This is a genomic window from Priestia megaterium (assembly GCF_046599315.1).
GTDB lineage: Bacteria > Bacillota > Bacilli > Bacillales > Bacillaceae_H > Priestia > Priestia megaterium_F.
In genome coordinates this window covers 96,686-114,683 of the sequence record NZ_JBKIKC010000012.1, presented here as the reverse complement: position 1 = coordinate 114,683, position 17,998 = coordinate 96,686, and the positions used below count along the sequence as shown (strand labels likewise).

The 17,998-nt window shown below is 35.9% G+C and carries 18 protein-coding genes and 1 riboswitch; of the genes, 1 reads left to right on the top strand and 17 read right to left on the bottom strand.

Features of this window, described 5'->3' with window-relative positions:
- Nucleotides 1-23: 23 nt before the first annotated feature.
- The 16 genes from ACLHDF_RS24645 to ACLHDF_RS24570 all read right to left on the bottom strand — a co-directional run bounded on the left by ACLHDF_RS24645 (nt 24) and on the right by ACLHDF_RS24570 (nt 17,022).
- Entirely contained in the window at nt 24-1,253 is a 1,230-nt protein-coding gene (locus tag ACLHDF_RS24645) for a Ger(x)C family spore germination protein (protein ID WP_413921207.1), read from the bottom strand.
- On the bottom strand, nt 1,222-2,871 hold the full coding sequence (locus tag ACLHDF_RS24640) for a spore germination protein (protein ID WP_413921206.1): 1,650 nt from the start codon (nt 2,869-2,871) through the stop codon (nt 1,222-1,224). Before ACLHDF_RS24640 ends, ACLHDF_RS24645 begins: the two co-directional genes overlap by 32 nt.
- A 254-nt stretch (nt 2,872-3,125) precedes the next feature.
- A complete protein-coding gene (locus ACLHDF_RS24635) occupies nt 3,126-3,377 on the bottom strand; it encodes a hypothetical protein (RefSeq protein WP_413921205.1) in 252 nt (83 codons plus the stop codon).
- Nucleotides 3,378-3,761: 384 nt separating this feature from the next.
- The gene (locus tag ACLHDF_RS24630; protein WP_413921204.1) at nt 3,762-4,529 is read right to left on the bottom strand and encodes a 3-oxoacyl-ACP reductase; all 768 of its coding nucleotides are present in this window, start codon (nt 4,527-4,529) and stop codon (nt 3,762-3,764) included.
- Between the two features lie 13 nt (nt 4,530-4,542).
- Nucleotides 4,543-5,559, bottom strand: a complete 1,017-nt coding sequence (locus ACLHDF_RS24625) for an ABC transporter substrate-binding protein (protein ID WP_413921203.1) — start codon at nt 5,557-5,559, stop codon at nt 4,543-4,545.
- Nucleotides 5,556-6,311: an ABC transporter permease gene (locus ACLHDF_RS24620; protein WP_411982576.1), complete on the bottom strand. Its 756-nt coding sequence runs from the start codon at nt 6,309-6,311 to the stop codon at nt 5,556-5,558. Before ACLHDF_RS24620 ends, ACLHDF_RS24625 begins: the two co-directional genes overlap by 4 nt.
- Nucleotides 6,308-7,054 carry an ABC transporter ATP-binding protein gene (locus ACLHDF_RS24615; protein WP_413921202.1) on the bottom strand — a complete coding sequence of 249 codons (747 nt, stop codon included), beginning with the start codon at nt 7,052-7,054 and terminating at the stop codon, nt 6,308-6,310. The genes ACLHDF_RS24620 and ACLHDF_RS24615 overlap by 4 nt, the downstream gene beginning before the upstream one ends.
- A 10-nt stretch (nt 7,055-7,064) precedes the next feature.
- Complete coding sequence (locus ACLHDF_RS24610) at nt 7,065-8,513, bottom strand: acyl-CoA reductase (protein WP_413921201.1); 1,449 nt, start codon at nt 8,511-8,513, stop codon at nt 7,065-7,067.
- The gene (locus ACLHDF_RS24605) at nt 8,510-9,598 is read right to left on the bottom strand and encodes a long-chain fatty acid--CoA ligase (protein ID WP_413921200.1); all 1,089 of its coding nucleotides are present in this window, start codon (nt 9,596-9,598) and stop codon (nt 8,510-8,512) included. Before ACLHDF_RS24605 ends, ACLHDF_RS24610 begins: the two co-directional genes overlap by 4 nt.
- Nucleotides 9,599-9,659: 61 nt before the next feature.
- Nucleotides 9,660-9,768: riboswitch (TPP riboswitch) on the bottom strand.
- Nucleotides 9,769-10,333: 565 nt separating this feature from the next.
- Nucleotides 10,334-10,537, bottom strand: coding sequence for a twin-arginine translocase TatA/TatE family subunit (gene tatA / locus ACLHDF_RS24600; RefSeq protein ID WP_413921199.1), 204 nt, complete (start codon nt 10,535-10,537; stop codon nt 10,334-10,336).
- 72 nt (nt 10,538-10,609) lie between these two features.
- Nucleotides 10,610-11,854 carry an iron uptake transporter deferrochelatase/peroxidase subunit gene (efeB, locus tag ACLHDF_RS24595; protein ID WP_413921198.1) on the bottom strand — a complete coding sequence of 415 codons (1,245 nt, stop codon included), beginning with the start codon at nt 11,852-11,854 and terminating at the stop codon, nt 10,610-10,612.
- A gap of 15 nt (nt 11,855-11,869) precedes the next feature.
- Nucleotides 11,870-13,051, bottom strand: a complete 1,182-nt coding sequence (gene efeO, locus ACLHDF_RS24590; RefSeq protein ID WP_413921197.1) for an iron uptake system protein EfeO — start codon at nt 13,049-13,051, stop codon at nt 11,870-11,872.
- A gap of 1 nt (nt 13,052) precedes the next feature.
- Nucleotides 13,053-14,540 (bottom strand): FTR1 family iron permease, encoded by a 1,488-nt coding sequence (locus ACLHDF_RS24585; protein WP_413921196.1) that lies wholly within the window; start codon nt 14,538-14,540, stop codon nt 13,053-13,055.
- 594 nt (nt 14,541-15,134) lie between these two features.
- Nucleotides 15,135-15,626 carry an MFS transporter gene (locus tag ACLHDF_RS24580; protein ID WP_413921226.1) on the bottom strand — a complete coding sequence of 164 codons (492 nt, stop codon included), beginning with the start codon at nt 15,624-15,626 and terminating at the stop codon, nt 15,135-15,137.
- A 64-nt stretch (nt 15,627-15,690) separates the two neighbouring features.
- Entirely contained in the window at nt 15,691-16,275 is a 585-nt protein-coding gene (locus ACLHDF_RS24575; RefSeq protein WP_413921195.1) for an MFS transporter, read from the bottom strand.
- 237 nt (nt 16,276-16,512) lie between these two features.
- Nucleotides 16,513-17,022 (bottom strand): DoxX family protein, encoded by a 510-nt coding sequence (locus ACLHDF_RS24570; protein ID WP_413921194.1) that lies wholly within the window; start codon nt 17,020-17,022, stop codon nt 16,513-16,515.
- Nucleotides 17,023-17,428: 406 nt separating this feature from the next.
- On the opposite strand from ACLHDF_RS24570, the gene ACLHDF_RS24565 reads away from it, so the two are divergent.
- On the top strand, nt 17,429-17,584 hold the full coding sequence (locus ACLHDF_RS24565; RefSeq protein ID WP_413921193.1) for a DUF1540 domain-containing protein: 156 nt from the start codon (nt 17,429-17,431) through the stop codon (nt 17,582-17,584).
- Nucleotides 17,585-17,663: 79 nt separating this feature from the next.
- Here the strand turns inward: ACLHDF_RS24565 and ACLHDF_RS24560 are convergent, their stop codons facing one another.
- On the bottom strand, nt 17,664-17,909 hold the full coding sequence (locus ACLHDF_RS24560; protein WP_289522852.1) for a hypothetical protein: 246 nt from the start codon (nt 17,907-17,909) through the stop codon (nt 17,664-17,666).
- Nucleotides 17,910-17,998: the final 89 nt, after the last annotated feature.

The following is a 17,998-nucleotide window of genomic DNA, read 5'->3' as shown; positions in this document are numbered from 1 at the left end:
TTTGCCCTTTATGACTAGACTTGTTATTTGTTTATATAGGATTTGGTTGTCATACCTGTTCGGCGAATAATTGCCTGAACATTCACGTGGACTTCTGTTTCAGGAAAGATATCTTTTTCCCATGACGTCCCTATATTTTGCCATACATGTTTGTCTGCCATATTAACCTTTTCACCAAAATTGAAGATATCACTTTTTTGCTTTTGCGCTTTTTTTATTGTTAGTAGTACTTCCTGTTTAATCTCTTCTTCTAATTGTTCATCTAGTTGACCAAGAACTTTTGATTTACCAAGATCCTTAGAACAATTATTTTCTAAGACAGCGCCTTCAGCATGAACAATGATATAGATAACTGGTTTCTGATGTTTGATTTTTACATGAGTAGCTGACTTGGCACGTGAAATTTCAATTGCAGTGGCTTCCTTTTTCTTTCCACAGTTAAGATTCATCACGGTTCGTTTCATTTCATTCGTAATCCATGTCACTCCTCGCGCGGCATGTCCCTCCAGCCAATTTTCCAGCTTTCCATTTTTAAAAAGAGCCATTCCTTTGATCTCAATCTGTGCGCTTGGGGAAATTTCTTGCGTATTTGTTGTGGCATTTCCACTCTTCGTCTCTCCATCAATCTCAACACCTGTGACCACTAAACTACCTTCTTTTAGACCTTGAATCACTTGATCCGCACGTGTACTTTTATAGGCTCCCCAGTCTTCTTCAGAAGACTTTAATGCATCCCCAATCTTCGCAGAAGGGATGGCTTCTAAAGATGTTGTGACTTCGAGCGTTTCTTTTGCTGTAGCATTCCCTCTTGCGATTAAGACTGGAAAGAGTACTCGGAACTGGGCATCGCGTTCGATCATATCAAACAAATCCTCAATTCCTTCTTTTGCTACTTTTTCTCCAATTACTAAAACTTGAAGATGAGGAAAGAACAGCTCTCCAGGTGACTTTGTTGAAATTTTCCGAAGCGTTTCCGAAAGCGTACTGCCTGTTTCGGTAAAAGTGGTTACAGGAGAAGCTTGGACTTTTCCTCCTTGTTGTCCACCAGCGACTTGTGAAGGGTTGATAATTTGAACCGTAACTTTATATCTGTTCTTTACTTTGTCACTGCCTTTATCAATGGCCATTCCTGATACGATACTCAATTGCTGTAACTCTTCGCGGTCCCAGCATCCTGATAATAAAACTACAAACACACAAACTACAATAAGCATCAACGGTTTATGTCTCATTGGAATCCCTCTTTGACTCATGTTGTTTCATGCCACCTTCTCTTGGTGAAGGTTCACGATTGTAGTTATCATCTGATCTCTTCGTTTTTACCTGACTAATTAAACGAGGACGTTTAGACATAAAAGGTAAGGGAAATCGGAAAATAGAATCTTTTTGATCAGCTATAATAATGGGTGCAAAAGGTGCTAAATACGGAATACCAAAAGAACGCAAACTGCAAGTATGGGCTACTAACATAATTACACCTAGGCCAATTCCATATAGTCCAAAAAAACTGGCCAAAATCATCATGCCAAATCGAAGTAGACGGGTAGCATCTGTCATCGCATAATGAGGAATAGTGAAACTGGCAATGGCTGTGGCGGCCACAACAATAACCATCGCGCTAGAAACAATTCCAGCCGAAACAGCTGCTTCTCCCAATACAAGGGCCCCTACAATAGAAACAGCCTGACCAACGGGACGCGGCATTCGAACACCGGCTTCTCGCAACACCTCGAACGTGAACTCCATCAATAATGCTTCTATGATAATAGGAAAAGGAATACTTTGACGCTGTGCTGCCAAATTAATTAATAACGGTGTCGGAATTAATTCCGGATGGAATGAAAGAAACGCAATAAATAACGATGGACCAAGAAGAGTGATTAAAAAAGAAATAATTCTTAATACTCGCAGGAAGCTAGCCATCGTCCAGCGTAAATAATAATCCTCCGCGGTCTGGAAAAATTGATTCCATGTCGCAGGGACAATAAGAGGCGTAGGTGTTTCATTTACAAAAATTACGACTTTTCCTTCCAATAGATTTCCTGCCACTACATCGGGACGTTCCGTTATAAAAACAGTCGGCCAAGGGGTCCAGGTTTCATCTGTAATCCATTCTTCAATCGTATTCGAACCTTGGACTTCATCTACTTCTATTTTACTGAGCCTCTCTTTTATTTCTGTAAGAAGCTTATCATTGACAACTCCTTTTACATACATCAAACCAACGCCTGTTTGCGTGATTGCTCCCATTTCTGTCGTTTCCAACCAAAGATTAGGACTTTTAATTCGCCTACGAATCATGGCTGTATTACTAATAAGAGACTCTGTAAAGCTATCTCGGGGGCCTCGGACAGACGATTCTGTCACAGGTTCCGAAATGGCTCTAAGGTCTCCTCCTTGCGCGGAACAGGCTAATGCTTGATCCCATCCATCTACTAGTACGATTGTTTCTCCCGATAAAAGATGAAGAAAAAGTTTATCAAAATTTGTTACTTCTCCCACATTTGTAATGGTTAACATGTGTTCTTTTATGTATGTACCTAATTGACTAGGTAAATAAGGAGCATCCTTTTCGACGATGTCCACATCATTCATCATTCTTTCTATGATCGAGGTTCCCAGAATTTCTTTATCTGTTAATCCATTTATATAAACAGACGCTACTTTACATAAAAATGGTTTTCCCATCTTAAAATCCCGAACCACCAAATCTCCACTATTGCCTAAAGAATCTTTCACTTTTGTTAGATTTTCAACTAAGGATGAACTAAGGGTTTCCTTATTTGTAGTCATTTCTTTTTCTTCATACTGAGGGACCATTTTTTTGGGTTTTCTGGCTTTTCTTATTAAGCGATTCCATGCGCTGTTCATATTTCCATATCCCTCCAAGTATTCTTGAATAAAAAGATTAATGCTTTTCTATAGTCGCTTTATATTTTTTTCCATAATTTAACGTTATATTCATCTTTATCTCTAAAATTTTAAGTATCTAAAAATGACATGCGGCTTACTGAAGTGTTTAGTTTTATCTATTTAATTCTTCTCTTTTCCTTCTTATCACTTACTTACAGGGAGAAAATGATTCTTTTCCTTGATTCTAAGTTGTATCCATTCCAATACTTTTTTTAGGCGAGAGCCAAAGCCATTTGGAATAGACCTGTCAATTGATAATCAAAAAAATGTTGTTTTCTTACTTTAAGCAATGCTTCTTCATAAGAGGAAAAACGGAGCTGCTGAAAAATTAGAACCTCCATGTTCTCTTGAATAAATTCATCATCTTTCCAACAGTTCAGGGGAACATTGGCAAATTGCCAATGTTTAAATAAACCAGGATAAACAGCCTCGAAAAGGAGAGTGGTCAAAAATTTTAAACGCACTATTTAAATCATGATTTTTAAAAAAATAATGATTCATGTGCTAGGGGATTTCTTCTAGAAATAGATTCAGTTTATTCTCAATTACATGCTTAACTGCCTTAATTGCTCGATTTCTCCCTTCTTGTCCGTACCAATATTTATGTGGAACTTGGCAAAATTCCCATGGTTTGAAGCATCCTGGATAGGCATTATCAATAACGTCATAATAATTCCATCCATAGAATAGAGCAGGAGATCTTAAACGATGAGACCATAGAATACTTGAGAATACTTGCCTTTACCTTGATAGGAATTTCATTAACTCATTTCAGTTTTTAAATTGACGAATCTACAAAGGCAAAAAAGAAGGAGTCAGCATTTTAATATAAATACCGACTCCTTCCATTACATTACAAATCCTCCATCAACAAATAAAGTTTGCCCTGTCATAAATTCACTCCAGTCTGAAGCCAGAAATAGTACTGGCCCAGCTATATCTTCAGGAGTAGCAATTCTACGGAGAGGTGTTTGGGCAATAATCATTTCCTTTACTTCTTCCTTTGTATTCTTACTAGCATCTGTAGGGTATACAAGCCCCGGGGCAACACAATTAACTCTTATACCAAAAGACCCTAACTCTGCGGCTAAATTACGGCTATAGCCCATTAGAGCTGTTTTAGCTGTATTGTAATCATGATAAGGAACAATTGCCCTTTCAACTAAATTACTAATAATATTTACGATACTTCCTTGGCTTTGTTTTTTCATAATAGGAAGAACTGCTTGACACATATAATGCGCAGAGCGTACTGCTCCATCAATTTGTGCTTGATAGTCCTCCCACTTCAAATCCCAAGCCATTTTACGTTGTTCCGGATCAAATTTATATGATTTAAAGGCATTGTTTATTACAATATCAATTTTTCCTACTTCCATTAAAATCTGCTCTACCATTCGGTTAATATCTGATTCGGAAGTTACGTCTGCTTGAATAGCCCATCCATCACCCCCGAGTTCAATACAAGATGATACAACTTTTTCAGCAGCTTTCTCATTTTGGAGGTAATTTACAATAACAAAGGCTTTTTCTTCGCCAAATGCACGAGCAATCGCAGCACCTATTCCCCGGCTCGCCCCTGTAACAAGTACTACTTTCCCTGAAAATTTCCCCATTATCCTTCCTCCGTTACCTCTTAGGAAGAAGTTCCTGATTTACAACCTCTTCCATATTTAATTTATTCTTAATTAAACCTAATTTTTGATACGTGTCAGCAGCTTGTTGCAAAACATTGGTATCAAGAGCTCCTAATCCCTTTTCATCTGTTAAGGAGGAAACACTGGAAGTGTTTCTTAATTTGATAATCTCTAAATTTTGTTCCTCGTCGGTTCCATCAATTGCATATTTCTTCGCTAAAGAAGCTGCCTCTTCTGGGCTTCCAATCATCCACTCAGCACTGTCTTGATAAGCTGCTAAAAACTGTTTAAGTTCTTCCTTCTTCTCTTGATACGTTTTTTCTGTTACAACAAATACATCACTCGGCACATTTAAAAAGTCTTTTACTTCCATTACATTTACTGCACCTAAACCTTTTTGTTTACCTGCAGCTAATCCTGTGTCTGTTGCGGCCGTGGCGTCTACTTGTCCCTGCATTAAAGGGGCAAAGTTCGAAATACCTGTCTCCACAATTTTTACATCTTTTTCAGTAAGACCAGCTTCGTGTAAAAGTACTAAAAGGTTTTGACGAGTTCCACTCGTTAAACTATAAACACCAATCGTTTTTCCTTTTAAATCTTCGGGTTTCGTAATATTTTTTTCTTTTAATGAAACGATATTGAATACATTTTGCGGATAAATATTATAAATTACTTTCAACTTTTCTCCCTTATCTAATGCAAAGAAAACTGATCCAGGATCTGTAAAGGCAATATCAGCTTTTCCAGAAAGAATATTTTTTACAGCATCTCCTCCTCCAGCACCAGGAAGGACGGTTACATCTAATCCATTATCTTTGAAAAATTCTTTTTTCTCATCCACTAATAGATTTGTTTGTTCTGTAATTGGCTTACTCCAATTTGCAACTCGAATTTTTTCTATTTCTTTTTTTTCTGATGTCGTACTTGCTTTTTCTTGTGTCCCGCATGCTGCAGAAAACACTGTAATACATAACAAGACAATTGCTGTTAATAATGTTTTTGTTCTCATTTTTTTATCTCCTTCGTATATCGTCTTATCCATTTCTTTTCCATTACGTTAACGAGTTGATAGAGAAGCATCCCTATGATAGTTAGCAAAATTAAAGACGCAAACATTAAAGGTGTATCCATCATCCCCTGAGAGGCTACAATTACGGATCCCAATCCTTCACTACCACCAATAAATTCACCGACGACAGCTCCTACTATTGCTAATACCACGGCGACACGAAGTCCCGCAATTATTCCTGGCATGCCTGCAGGTATTTTTAAATGCAGTAATGTTTTCCACCGGCTAGCTCCTAACATACGAAACAATTCTTGTTTTTGTTTATCGGTATACTGGATAGCTGTAACCGTATTCTCAAGCAAAGGAAAAAAACAAATCAATGCTGTGATTACTACTTTGGATGTCATCCCAAAACCGAACCAGAGAATGAATAATGGAGCTAAAGCGAGTTTTGGAACAGCTTGACTTGCAATAACATAAGGAAAAAAAAGCTTCCTTATGATTTGAATTTCTCCCATAAGAATCGCAGCCAGAAATCCAAATATACCTCCAAATAATAGGCCGAGTAATACCTCTGCCATAGTCCGCATAATATGAGGCATGAAATATCCACTCTTTATACCCTCCAAAAGAGTAGAAAAAATAATAGAGGGAGCAGGCAATATGAGTTCTGACATATTTTTTGCTGCCATTTCCCACACAATAAGCAAGACAATAAATAAGAGAAAAGAATATAACGGCATCTTCTTCATAATTGTTCCCTACTCATTACATGACGTATGTTTAGGCAAAACTCATTAAAATAAGGTTCATATCTCATTTTCATGCCTCGGGGTCTCGGAAGATCAACCGCCGATTCATACGCAATCTTTCCCTCTGCCATGACAGCTAATCGATCTGATAAATAGACAGCTTCCGAGATATCGTGAGTAATAAAAAGAACAGTTGTGTTATGCAACTTACAAACCTTTAGAAGATCATCCTGTAGTTCTTCTCTTGTAATTGCATCTAATGCTGCAAATGGTTCATCTAGAAACAACATAGATGGCTTTTGAATAAGGGCTCTGGCAATAGCAACACGGCTCTGTTGCCCTCCCGATAATTGCATAGGATATTGATTAACATAGGAAGTTAATCCAACAAGATCCAATAAATTTGTTGCATTTTTTCGATCTTCATCGGTTATCTTTCGTAGAAGAGAAATAGGAAGCAGCACATTTTCTATCACTGTTTTCCATTCCAATAATGTCGGTGATTGAAAAACAAATCCGCATTCCGTGGAAGGTTTCATAACTTCTCTCCCATTTAATTGAATACTCCCACCATTGGACTGCAATAAGCCTGCAGCAAGCTTTAGTAATGTTGTTTTCCCACAACCACTTTTGCCCAGCAAACAATGAAACTCGCCTTTTTCAATACTCCAGTTCACCCTATCAATAACTAAATTTATTCCTTGATAACTATATGTCACATCTTTGATTGTTAAAAAACTCATGTTTTACCTCCTAATCCACATAAGGAGCAAATCTCTCACTTTCCTCTTCGGCAGAAGATTCTATATCTACCATATGAATCAAATCTAGTAAATTAAATCGACCATCATGATGCCAGCCAGCTTCTGGAGATGTCATATGGCCTAATGCTGTAATACGTGTAAGTCCTATTTTTCCTAATAATTCTGCCCAATGAAAAAGTTCTTTCGGGTTTGTTGCTATACCAACCGTTTGTAGAAAAGGCCGATTAGGTGCAATAGAAGGAATAATATCTTCTATTCTTTCAAATGCAATCACTCTTATCATACGATTTAAACAGCTGGGACTAAAACTTATGTCATTCTCTTCATAAACAACTGTCCAATCATTTGTAGCATTCCCTAATACCTCTTTATAAGGGTTAGAATAAATATCCATCTCTTCTCTTTGGCGCCATGATGCTAATGATGCAGACTCTTCCATTGAAAGACTACGGCGTGGAAACCTTTTTTCAAAGTTATCTAGTTCATGAGCCATATACCTTGCAAACTCTCTCGGAGAGATATTTCCCCCGTTTTGTACATAAAAGAGATGGGGAGAATAACAACCTTGCTGATCATAACGAATCAAATCTAGAGCTGCTTGACGTGCGGAACGCCAAGCTTTGTGAGAATCGAGGGAAGATCTAGAAACGACTCCAAAACTGATTTTATGTCCAAATGGCAAGAAACGAGTAGTAATGGGAATACGACTTTGAATAGATTGCAATGATTCATTCCCCCCATAACCAACTACAACGTCTGTTTGTTTAAATAAAGAACATTCTCGCTCTTCGTTGCCACCTTTCCACCAAACCACCGCAAAACAGTCTGATAAACGCGGTTCTATTTCCACTAATAATCTAGCAAACCAGCCAGCAAATAAAGGCTCAGCACTTGGGACTTTTCCAATATTTCCCGATTTAACCAATAAGCCAGAGATGAAACTCCATAATGGTAATCCTGGGACATTTCCTGACCAAATATGAGTAATAAGATCCGGTCCAATTGCTTTTGAAAAACCTCCTTTTACTCGAGGTTGAAATTCATCGAGTAAAGAAAGATTTCCTAAATCTTCAATAAGAAAACGTTGCAGTTCGTGTTTTCGAAAGTTTTTTAAGTAAGAAGTAAGACCGAGTCGAATTAGCTCCTCACTATAGCCGGTTACAATAGGTAAAAGTTTTTCCGCCTTTTGACGACAAGGTGTATTTCGATCAAGTAATCTATCAATAGCTTGGTCTATGATTTTCACAAGCTCCATAACCGAGAAGGATTTTAACGTCTCAGCACTCGCCTTCTTGACTTTTTGGATAACCTTGTTCATCTGTTCTTCTGTGAGAAGTGGAACTTCCACCTCTAATACCTCTTCTTTGTCTCTGAACAGCAAAACTTTTTTCTCAAATTCTTCTCCTATATCTGGAAGGTATCCTGCAGTTTCTCTCATTTTGGAATATCCTTTGTTGCCTTTAGAAATTCCTCTACAGCAATTGAGCATCCTTTAGCTTGAGTGCCTTCCACTCTCCCTAATAAAAGGAAACCACAGTCGACCTCAATTCCCACATCTTCTGTCAAAATTGTCGTTACTGAGTTAAAGTTTGCAAGGTCACAATGTACGAATACTCCACGCTCACCCTTGGATACCTCCTCACCTGTTAATGGATTTATAACTCTTGTTCGTATCCAATGTGGTCCTGATTTAACAGATGGAACATTTGCATTTCCATTGTCGTAAAATTGTGTGCTTAATTCGGTAATTCCGTACATATTAATACACTCAGCACGGTCTACTCCTAAAGTGGAGAAGAGTAATTGATAGAACTCATCCAAATCCAATTCCTTTGATTGATTTTTAAAGCCTCCCGTATCTAGGATCTTACTTCCTTTTGGCAGAGAAAATGTTTTTCCCATACTTTCTAGTTTTTCTAACATGTGCACGAAGCTAAAGCTTGCTCCTACAAGAGCATACGGCTCCCCAGTTTCTTCAGAGTGCCTTAATTCTTCTAGCAAACGATCCATGTCAACCCCGTTATCATTTATTAGATAGTGACTATCTTCAGTACCAAACTCCTTCATTCCTAAAGCTAAATAGTGAGCTAATGAAGAATTCGGCAGTTCTTTTTCTGTGGGAAAAAGAACTCCCATACGTATTTTCTCTGTGTCCTTCATAAATCTTTGTTTGAAATTTAAAGTCATTGATCGATCATATATATGTAAGGTTGGATGGTAGTGCTTACCCTTAATTCCTTTCGTGGTACCACTTGTCATAAAAACGGCTGCTGCTTCATTAGAATCAGCACAACTCAATGTAACTTCTTTAAAAGCATTAATGGGAACTGCCGGAATATCCCTCCATGTTTTGACCATTCTTGGTGTTTTTCCTTTTTGCATACAAAATGTACGATATGGAAGATTATGTTGATATTGATATGAAAATAATTGTAAGGCCTGTTCATTGAAATCATCTTCTGAAGAAAGTTGATTTTGTATAAATTGAAGCGTACTTTCAATAATTTCTTGTTGCTGTTTCATCTGCTTTCAACCCTTTCCTAAAAAAATAAAAAAGCACTCTACATAAGTAAAGTGCTTAGACTATCGCTATTATCACTTTCCCTACGCTGGCATGATCCAACAGGTTCAACGGTCTACGACAGATTAGTCGTACTCTCAGCCTGATTCCACAGACTCCCGGTAAAATCTATTTTTCATTCAAAGTTTACTCCTTCTTTCAAAAGAATGCAATTGTATTCTTAACTAACCGTCAAATATGAATAAAAATTATTCATGGTGTATGTTTTATTCAAGCAGAGATTTCCCAATGAAATTGAACATTTATGCCTTCTATAAGAACAATGAGGATTGAGGCTGAAAGAAATCTTTTTATGTTGCGTTTCCCTAAAAAAGGTAGTGACGACCATGTCAGAAATATCATAGCTATATTAATTAACCATTGCTTTTTTAATGGCATCTTACACCTCCTATTTCTTTCATAGGGTGTGCTTTTATTTCCAATAATATCCACCATAGTCTTATATCAAAGTGCTTATAAACCCTTTGATTTCCGTAGCTTTTGGTTCTGATAAACCACATTATGGTAACTAAATATGAATGTACGTTACCATAGGGCTTTTTATTTTAAGAGATACTTATTACATATATAAACGTCTGTTAAAACAAAAAAGAAGTGTATATACAATCTTGGCCATCAAACTAGATATTGTAAAAAGCCAAGTTCTCTACATGTAGAGAACTTGGCTTCTGTATTTATTAAAGGGATGTTTTATCATCTTTCTCTTCGTTTTTTAATAATTTTTTATCTTCTTTATCATGGTCCTCCATAATTCCTTGGGTTGCATTTTTAAATTCACGAAGTGTTTTGCCGGCAGAACGCCCTAACTCGGGAAGCCTTTTGGGACCAAATATAATTAAAGCTGTCACACCTATTAAAATCGCACTTCCAGGTCCTACCATTATATTCACCTCATTTCTCATCTATATTAGTACTTAAACATTAGCATCTATCCCAATAAAATTCTTATGAGCCTATTCTAACAAAGACTGAGCAATGTACTCCCCTTTACGGATTCCACGAGCACAAGCAAACATTGCACTACCTATATGTTTTGTATACTCATTTAATTTATCCTGCTGAGATAACACCTTAAGCATTGGTATAAATTGCGTGTCAGGATTCTTTTGGTAACTAATGAACATAAGTCCTGCATTTATATTCCCTGTTTTGGGATCTACTCCATCTGTATAGGAATACGCTCTTCTATAAATCTCTTGCTTTGTTCCTTTTGCCAAAGCTGTATGAGAAGTAGGAGGCATTTGCATAAGACTTACTTTATCGTGTTCTTTTACTTTTCCGTAAGGAGCCCCACTAGCCTTTTTTCGACCGAACGTATCCTCTTGGTCTTTAAGAGACGATCGATCCCACACCTCTAAAAACATCTGAATTTTTCTGAAAGCCATATAAGTTCCACCCTGCATCCATGCTGGTTCTGAATTATTCGCCCAAATAATTCGGTTATGAGATTCAGAATCAGTAGAAGAAACATTTGCCGTGCCATCTTTGAAACCAAATAAATTCCGTGGCGTTTTCTCATCTGGAGCACTAATAAAACCAGATTGCATCCATTTTACCTCTGCTATGCCTACTGCTGATTTGATAAGATTTCGTACAGCATGAAATGCCACTTGTTGATCATCTGCACAAACTTGTACAGAAATGTCTCCCCCTATAAAAGGCTCTTGCAAATCATCTCTTGGCATTGCTGGAATATCCTTAAGGTGTTTGGGCCTCTTATCAGCCAAGCCAAAACGATCTTCTCCGTTCTTAGAAAAGAATGAAGGACCAAAGCCGAATGTTAAGGTTAATCTGGAAGGAGTTAAATCTTGTGCTTCTCCTGTATCTTTTGGTGGAAGCCAATCATTATTATTATCTTTACTAACTTCTCCCTGAGTCATAGATTGACTTAACACCGTCCATTTTTTGAAAAGATCTATAACCTTATCCTTTTGATTTGTTAGTAAATCAAAAGCAGCTACATAAGCATATGTTTGCTGAGGTGTTACAATTCCTGACTGGTTTTTTCCATTAAAAGAAATAATAGAATCCTCTACAGAATTGCTTGAGGCTTGATTGCTTGTATTGCCTAACCCATTAGCCATATTAGCTAGAACGCCAATGCCACTTGTACTTACCGCAACACCTACACCCGTTAATACTGACATTTTTAACATATCACGACGCGTGTATTGTTTAGGCCTCTTTGATTCTTTCACGTTCATTCTCCTTTTTTATTGAAATATCTCAGCTGTTTGGGCCATGGATTCTGATAAGGTATTTAACTGTTGACTTAATTCTCGAATCTGACCCTTGGTTAACTCTGTATATGGGAGATACGTTCCATCCTTTTGATATTTCCCTAAGGTAGCTGTTAGTTGAGTAAATTCTTTATCTAATTGCTCTGAAAGACCTGGACTTTTTTCATTTAGAATTGGTAAAACAGCATGATAAACAGCTAGAGAACCTTCCACATTTGAAGCTAAATCTACTAAATCAATATGAGAATATCTTTCCTCTTCCCCTGTCACTTTGGAAATAGCAGCTTCATTTAATAGTTCCATTGAACCAGCGACTACTTGTGTAGGTTCTAATTTAACTTCTTTTACTCTTTGCTGTAGATCCTGTACATCCTTATTTAGTTGAGTTGCATATTGGTTCATTCCTTCTAAAGAAGAGTCTTTCCAAATTGCTTTTTCAATGCGATGGAATCCTCCCCATTCTGAATTATCAACGTCACCTTCACGGGCATCAATTTTTGGATCTAGGTCACCAAAACTTTCAGCAATTGGTTCAATACGTTCATAATATACACGAGCTTCTGCATAAGAAGTTTTCGCCTTCTCTAGATCACCTGCATTCACAGCATTTGTAAAAGTAGTAGTCGTTTTTACTAACTGTTCTGTTTGGTCATTTACATATGTTTTGTAATTATTAACAGCTTTTTTCAATGCTTCTGATGTTTTTGTCGCTGTTTCTTTCGCATTTTTTAGATTTTCCAACGAACGATCTAGCTGAACACTTAGTTCTTGCACCTTTTTCTGGTCAATTGAGCTTTTTTCTATTTCAGTAGATAATGGAAGGATATATTTTTCTGTATCTGTGTATAAAAGTGGGTATTTCTCACGAATGTTATTCTCATAGGATAACCACTGATTATAGAGCTCTTTCCCATATTTCTTAATTTGTTTTTGATCCTGTTTTTCTAAACCACTCTGCAGGTTGTTAAGCGTAGTTTGCATCTTCTTTACATTATTTTTTAAAGTATCTTGTTTGCTTTCCTTCTCTTGACTAGCTGTTTGTTTCGTATCATTCTGAGCACTAGAAGTTGTCGAATTACTGCATGCACCTAAAGCTGGTACAGTTAGTAAAGATAGAGTAAGTGCAGTGTAAGTAATTTTTTTTGATAGGAACATATCAAATAACCCCCTGGTTTTTTTGATTTGTATTGTTTTTATTGTTTTGTTTCTTTTTCTGAACTATAAGTATTGATAAGGCAAATCCAATTATAAGAAGTTGTGGCAGTGTACTATACCAAGAAGGATATATACTTAACACATCAATGGTTGGAATGACGTTTGTACTTAATGAAGGAACTATTCCTGATAACTGCAAACTATGTACACCTGACCCCATAAATTTGAGACACATATAAAACACGATAATACTAGAAATAAAGAAAAATGGTTTTAATGGCAATTTGATACCAATCTTCAACATGAAAATTCCAATAGCAATCAGAACTCCAAAACCAATTGCTACTCCCAAAATTAATTGTGAGGAAGGCATTTGACTAGCCATACCAATTAAAAAGAGAACTGTTTCAATCCCTTCTCTTAAAATTGCTAAAAATGCTAGTATTGCGAATGAAAACATCTTTCCATTGCTAAGGGCTTGGGCTGTTTTTCCATTGATAAACTTGTTCCATTTTTCAACATTTGAGTTGCTGTGTAGCCAATAGCTAACATATAAAAGCATGAGGCTGGCAACTACTCCGGAAAAACCATTGATTAGGAAATTGTTTTGTCCGAAAGTGGCAGAGTTTAAAACATAAGTAACTAAAAAACCAATGACTAGACTGCAAAGAATACCTAATGAAGCTCCTCCCCAAACCCAACGGTTTCCTTTATTTGAAGGCCCTTTTTTGGTAATTGTCAGAAGCGCTCCAATAACTAATAAAGCTTCGACTCCCTCTCTAATTGGAATAAGAGCCGCATCCCACATGCTATACGAGGTGTTAACTAATGGTTTTAAATCGATAATCATTTTATCTATAATTTCAATACTTTTGTTAACCTCTTTAGGATTACTTAAAGATGAATCCAACTCTACTAATCTTCTTTCTGAATTATTGTAGACAGCCTGAGATTTCCCTACCACATTCCCTTCTACACTTAGCCATTGGGATGTTAACTCTTGTACTTGAGCCTTTCCTTTTGCTACATCTTTGATTTCTAAAGTTTTTTTAGTGTTTTCTAAAAGTTTTACATATGACGCTAGACTTATTTCTTTATCTGATTGTGGTTTAGCTGTCAATTGGCCCTTGCTATATTGATTTAAGAAACTCTTAAGTGATTCTAGAGATTCTTCAGCCTTTTGTTTATCTTCATTTAATAGGGCTATAGATATGGCAGCTATTTCTCTTTCAATTTTACCATGAGCATATAAAGAATCTTTTTGAATGCCTGCCTTCATTTGCGTCCATTCTTGTTTAAATAACTGAAACGATTGATTAGCTCCGTCTAAATCTTCCTTTTTCATATCGGAAATAGCCTTATCTATATATTGAATAGATTCCTTTGCTGTTTCTTTGGAATTATTTTCTTTTGCAAAGGAATTAGTAGTAGTTCCGGAAATGACTATCAGCCCTACAACTATTAAACTAATGAAGATTTGTTTTATCATGCCTAACACTCCTATATAGTAATGAAAATCATTATCATTGACTTCTTAATTATCGTTAGAATATAATAACTTGTCAAACAAAATTTAAAGGAAAAAATAAATAAATTCCCATTAAAAAAGTTATGTAGTTCAGCTTTTAGGTACATAACACGATAGGAGTGAATTTAATCTTGGCTCAATTTATTTGTCAGATATGTAATTCCGAGTTTAAAAGCTATAATAAGAATGCAAAATACTGCTCTCAATCATGTAAAGGCCATGCCTATATTAAACATTCAATTAAAAAGTGTAAAATCTGTAGAAAAAAATACAAACCTATACGAGCGACAAGTAAGTTCTGTTCTCTTAAATGTTGTGCTGCAGATAAGAAAAATAGAGTTGTTTTTATCCCTCTTTTTTTATCGGCACAATATACAGATTTAGTTACTATAATGAAATTTCTAGAAATATAAGAACGTTCAATGAACCTTCACCTATAAGGTTTATTGAACGTTTCTTATATTACCTTATTAAATGACTTAGTAGGGTTTCATAAAACTTATATCTCCCCTGTATATTTAAACGATGTAAATTTATATCCAAAATAAACAAAACCTAGGAAGAGAGCATTCCAAATAACAAAATAGATGCAATAATAGCGATGATCCCGTTTATAAAGAATGAAATTTCAGCACCAAATATTTGCCATAACCACCCCGTAAGCAATGAGGCCGGAAATAGACCAATTCCTGTAATCATAGCATAGAATCCAAGTGCGGTTCCTTTATTTTCTGGATTGGCTAAATCAGTTACCAGCGCTTTTTCAACGCCTTTAGTAAAAGCTGAATACAGCCCATAAAAGATAAAGAGAATAATTAGACCAATTGTTGTATTTACTTCCGCAAAACCCATATATACAACTCCGTATAACACATAACCAACAGTCAGTACACCTCTTCGACCAAATCGGTCTGAAAACACTCCAGAAATATATGAAAAAGAAGATACAGTAAGATGAAAGAGTAGATATAATAATAAAACATTCTCAGTAGAGACTCCTAAATCTGTTGCTCTTAGTAAAAGAAACGAATTTGATGAATTAACAATGGTGAAAAGAAATACAATTAGGATTAATTTTTTTACTTTTGGATTTAAAAGTTTCCAATCAAGTTTAGGTATTGGTCTGTTGGAACTTCCTTTGATATCGATTCATATTTTCTTTTACCCTCCATAGTAGTATCCAACCAATAATTACTGGGATTAAAGAGTAGAGAAAAACCTCATTAAAACTTTGATTTCCATTTGCTTGTAATATTAAATAAGCAATTCCGATTCCAATAGAAGCACCTAGCATATCCATCATTTGATGGAACCCAAAAACTTTTCCTTGGCTTTTCTTCCCTCCAGACTCAGATATAAGTGCATCTCTTGGAGCCGTTCGAATACCTTTTCCAGTACGATCTATAAGTTTCCATATAAAGGCACCGATCCAAGAACTAGAAATGATTAAAAATACCCTTCCTAATCCGAATAAACCATACCCAAATATTGCAAGACCTTTTCTATTTTTCACAAGATCAGAACGTCGACCGGAGAAAAATTTTAAAACACTTGCTAAGCTTTCTGATAATCCATCAATAACTCCAATAATAAAAGGCCCTGATGAAGCAAGTAGAATGGGGATTAAGGGAGTCACCATATAGGTGCCCATATCTGTAAAGAAGCTTACAAGACTCAATATCCATATGTTTTTCATTTCTAAATATCCTTCTGAAGGTAATTTATATCCCTTAAAAACCGATCTATTTCATCATTGATGGTCATTGAGCTCCTTTATAACGTTTTTCTGGTATCGCTGATAAAGCCAAATAATAATTGTAAGCCAGAAAACACTCACTAAATAACCAGCTAGTACATCTCTTATGCCCAAAAATCTCAGAGCAATGACAAAAAAGATCGCCTATACAGCGATCTTTTGAATTTGCCTAAGAAACTAAGCGACATCTTTCATTGCTTTCGTTTTATTAACAAATAGTTTGTCTTTAAGAGATGACATCAACAGACCATCCACTCCATATCTACCTGCATTTAAAGCCGAAATAAGGATAAACATAGATAATAAAACAAGTTGTACATTGGTACTTGTTGAACCACTAAACAAATAAGAAAAATTCATAACAAGGCCAAAGAATACGGCGGTTTTAGTAAAGCAACCGATCAATAAACCTATTCCGACTAGCAATTCTCCCCAAGGTACTAATGTATTAAATAGTTCTACATGAGGAATGGCTAGGTTTTCTAAAAAAACCACCCACCATCCTTGAACTGCTGGATGATCCCCTGCTGCTTGGGCTAATGCTCCTTTCAAGAAACCAGAAGCATCAAACTGTCCACCTGTTATTTTCCCCCAGCCAGCCATTAACCATGTATATCCAAGATACACACGTAATACAGCTAAAAGTATAGAGACCTTCTTGTTTTGTCTTAAAACCTCAATAAACATGTTGTTTCCTCCAATATACAAAATATAAGTTCTAAAATAGAATAGCACAATTGAAAATGAATATCATTATCATTTTTAAAAGATATGTAAAAACTTCGACAGCCTTCTTAAAAAATATAGTATTTTCCAAGAAAGGTAATAAGAAAGACTTCCTTATGTTAACTAAACACGTATACGATATACAGCTTAAAAATAGAAAAACTCCTGTGACCTGTTTAGGAGTTTTTCTGTTTGCATTAATAAACCCGGAGTTGATGCCTCGCAACATCTTGAGTAGTTTGCTCAAAAGACAACAGGGTATTCATTTATATAAATAAAGCTCTTATATTAAAAAGGTTTTTTGTTGGGTAAGTAGAAATAATTTCTAATAAACAAATTATATGAGATTTGAAGGGAGGTAAATATTATGGCAACTGGTGTATTGTGTGAGGTAAATACCTGTAAGTATTGGCATCCTGGAAACAAATGTACGGCAGACGAGATTTACGTTGTCAGCCACAAAGGCAAACAAGCATCGAATAGTGAGGATACAGATTGTAAAACATTTATACCAGAAGCTTAATAAATAAGAGTAACCATAAGGAAGATGGTTACCCTTATTTATTAATAGTATTGATAATAATAATCGTTTTCATTCATAATTATTTTATTTTTAGCTTTTTTTCATTTTTAAATAATAAGTAATGTGCTTTCTCTACCTTTTCTTCTAGATATTCAAGTGAATAGTTGCCGAATGGATCTGCTAAGTTACCTAGTGCTCGTGAGAGGTTATCTATGACTATTTTTGATGTAGAGCAGTCTGTGTATTCATTATCTTTATTCATTTTATCCATAATTTCATGAGCCAGATGTTGGATTCTCCGTAACCGCATTTGTTTTGTTCTCATATTAGTTTCCTCCTCTCTAGATGAATTTATATGGGTTAAATATATGAAGGAAATAAAAAATTTATGAAACGATTTCCTATGATACTCAT

Bases quoted from the DNA above. Each gene is read 5' to 3' on its own strand.
- ACLHDF_RS24645 (WP_413921207.1), bottom strand. From the start codon at position 1,253: ATGAGTCAAAGAGGGATTCCAATGAGACATAAACCGTTGATGCTTATT.
- ACLHDF_RS24640 (WP_413921206.1), bottom strand. From the start codon at position 2,871: ATGAACAGCGCATGGAATCGCTTAATAAGAAAAGCCAGAAAACCCAAA.
- ACLHDF_RS24630 (WP_413921204.1), bottom strand. From the start codon at position 4,529: ATGGGGAAATTTTCAGGGAAAGTAGTACTTGTTACAGGGGCGAGCCGG.
- ACLHDF_RS24625 (WP_413921203.1), bottom strand. From the start codon at position 5,559: ATGAGAACAAAAACATTATTAACAGCAATTGTCTTGTTATGTATTACA.
- ACLHDF_RS24620 (WP_411982576.1), bottom strand. From the start codon at position 6,311: ATGAAGAAGATGCCGTTATATTCTTTTCTCTTATTTATTGTCTTGCTT.
- ACLHDF_RS24615 (WP_413921202.1), bottom strand. From the start codon at position 7,054: ATGAGTTTTTTAACAATCAAAGATGTGACATATAGTTATCAAGGAATA.
- ACLHDF_RS24610 (WP_413921201.1), bottom strand. From the start codon at position 8,513: ATGAGAGAAACTGCAGGATACCTTCCAGATATAGGAGAAGAATTTGAG.
- ACLHDF_RS24605 (WP_413921200.1), bottom strand. From the start codon at position 9,598: ATGAAACAGCAACAAGAAATTATTGAAAGTACGCTTCAATTTATACAA.
- tatA (WP_413921199.1), bottom strand. From the start codon at position 10,537: ATGGTAGGACCTGGAAGTGCGATTTTAATAGGTGTGACAGCTTTAATT.
- efeO (WP_413921197.1), bottom strand. From the start codon at position 13,051: ATGTTCCTATCAAAAAAAATTACTTACACTGCACTTACTCTATCTTTA.
- ACLHDF_RS24585 (WP_413921196.1), bottom strand. From the start codon at position 14,540: ATGATAAAACAAATCTTCATTAGTTTAATAGTTGTAGGGCTGATAGTC.
- ACLHDF_RS24575 (WP_413921195.1), bottom strand. From the start codon at position 16,275: ATGAAAAACATATGGATATTGAGTCTTGTAAGCTTCTTTACAGATATG.
- ACLHDF_RS24570 (WP_413921194.1), bottom strand. From the start codon at position 17,022: ATGTTTATTGAGGTTTTAAGACAAAACAAGAAGGTCTCTATACTTTTA.
- ACLHDF_RS24565 (WP_413921193.1), top strand. From the start codon at position 17,429: ATGGCAACTGGTGTATTGTGTGAGGTAAATACCTGTAAGTATTGGCAT.
- ACLHDF_RS24560 (WP_289522852.1), bottom strand. From the start codon at position 17,909: ATGAGAACAAAACAAATGCGGTTACGGAGAATCCAACATCTGGCTCAT.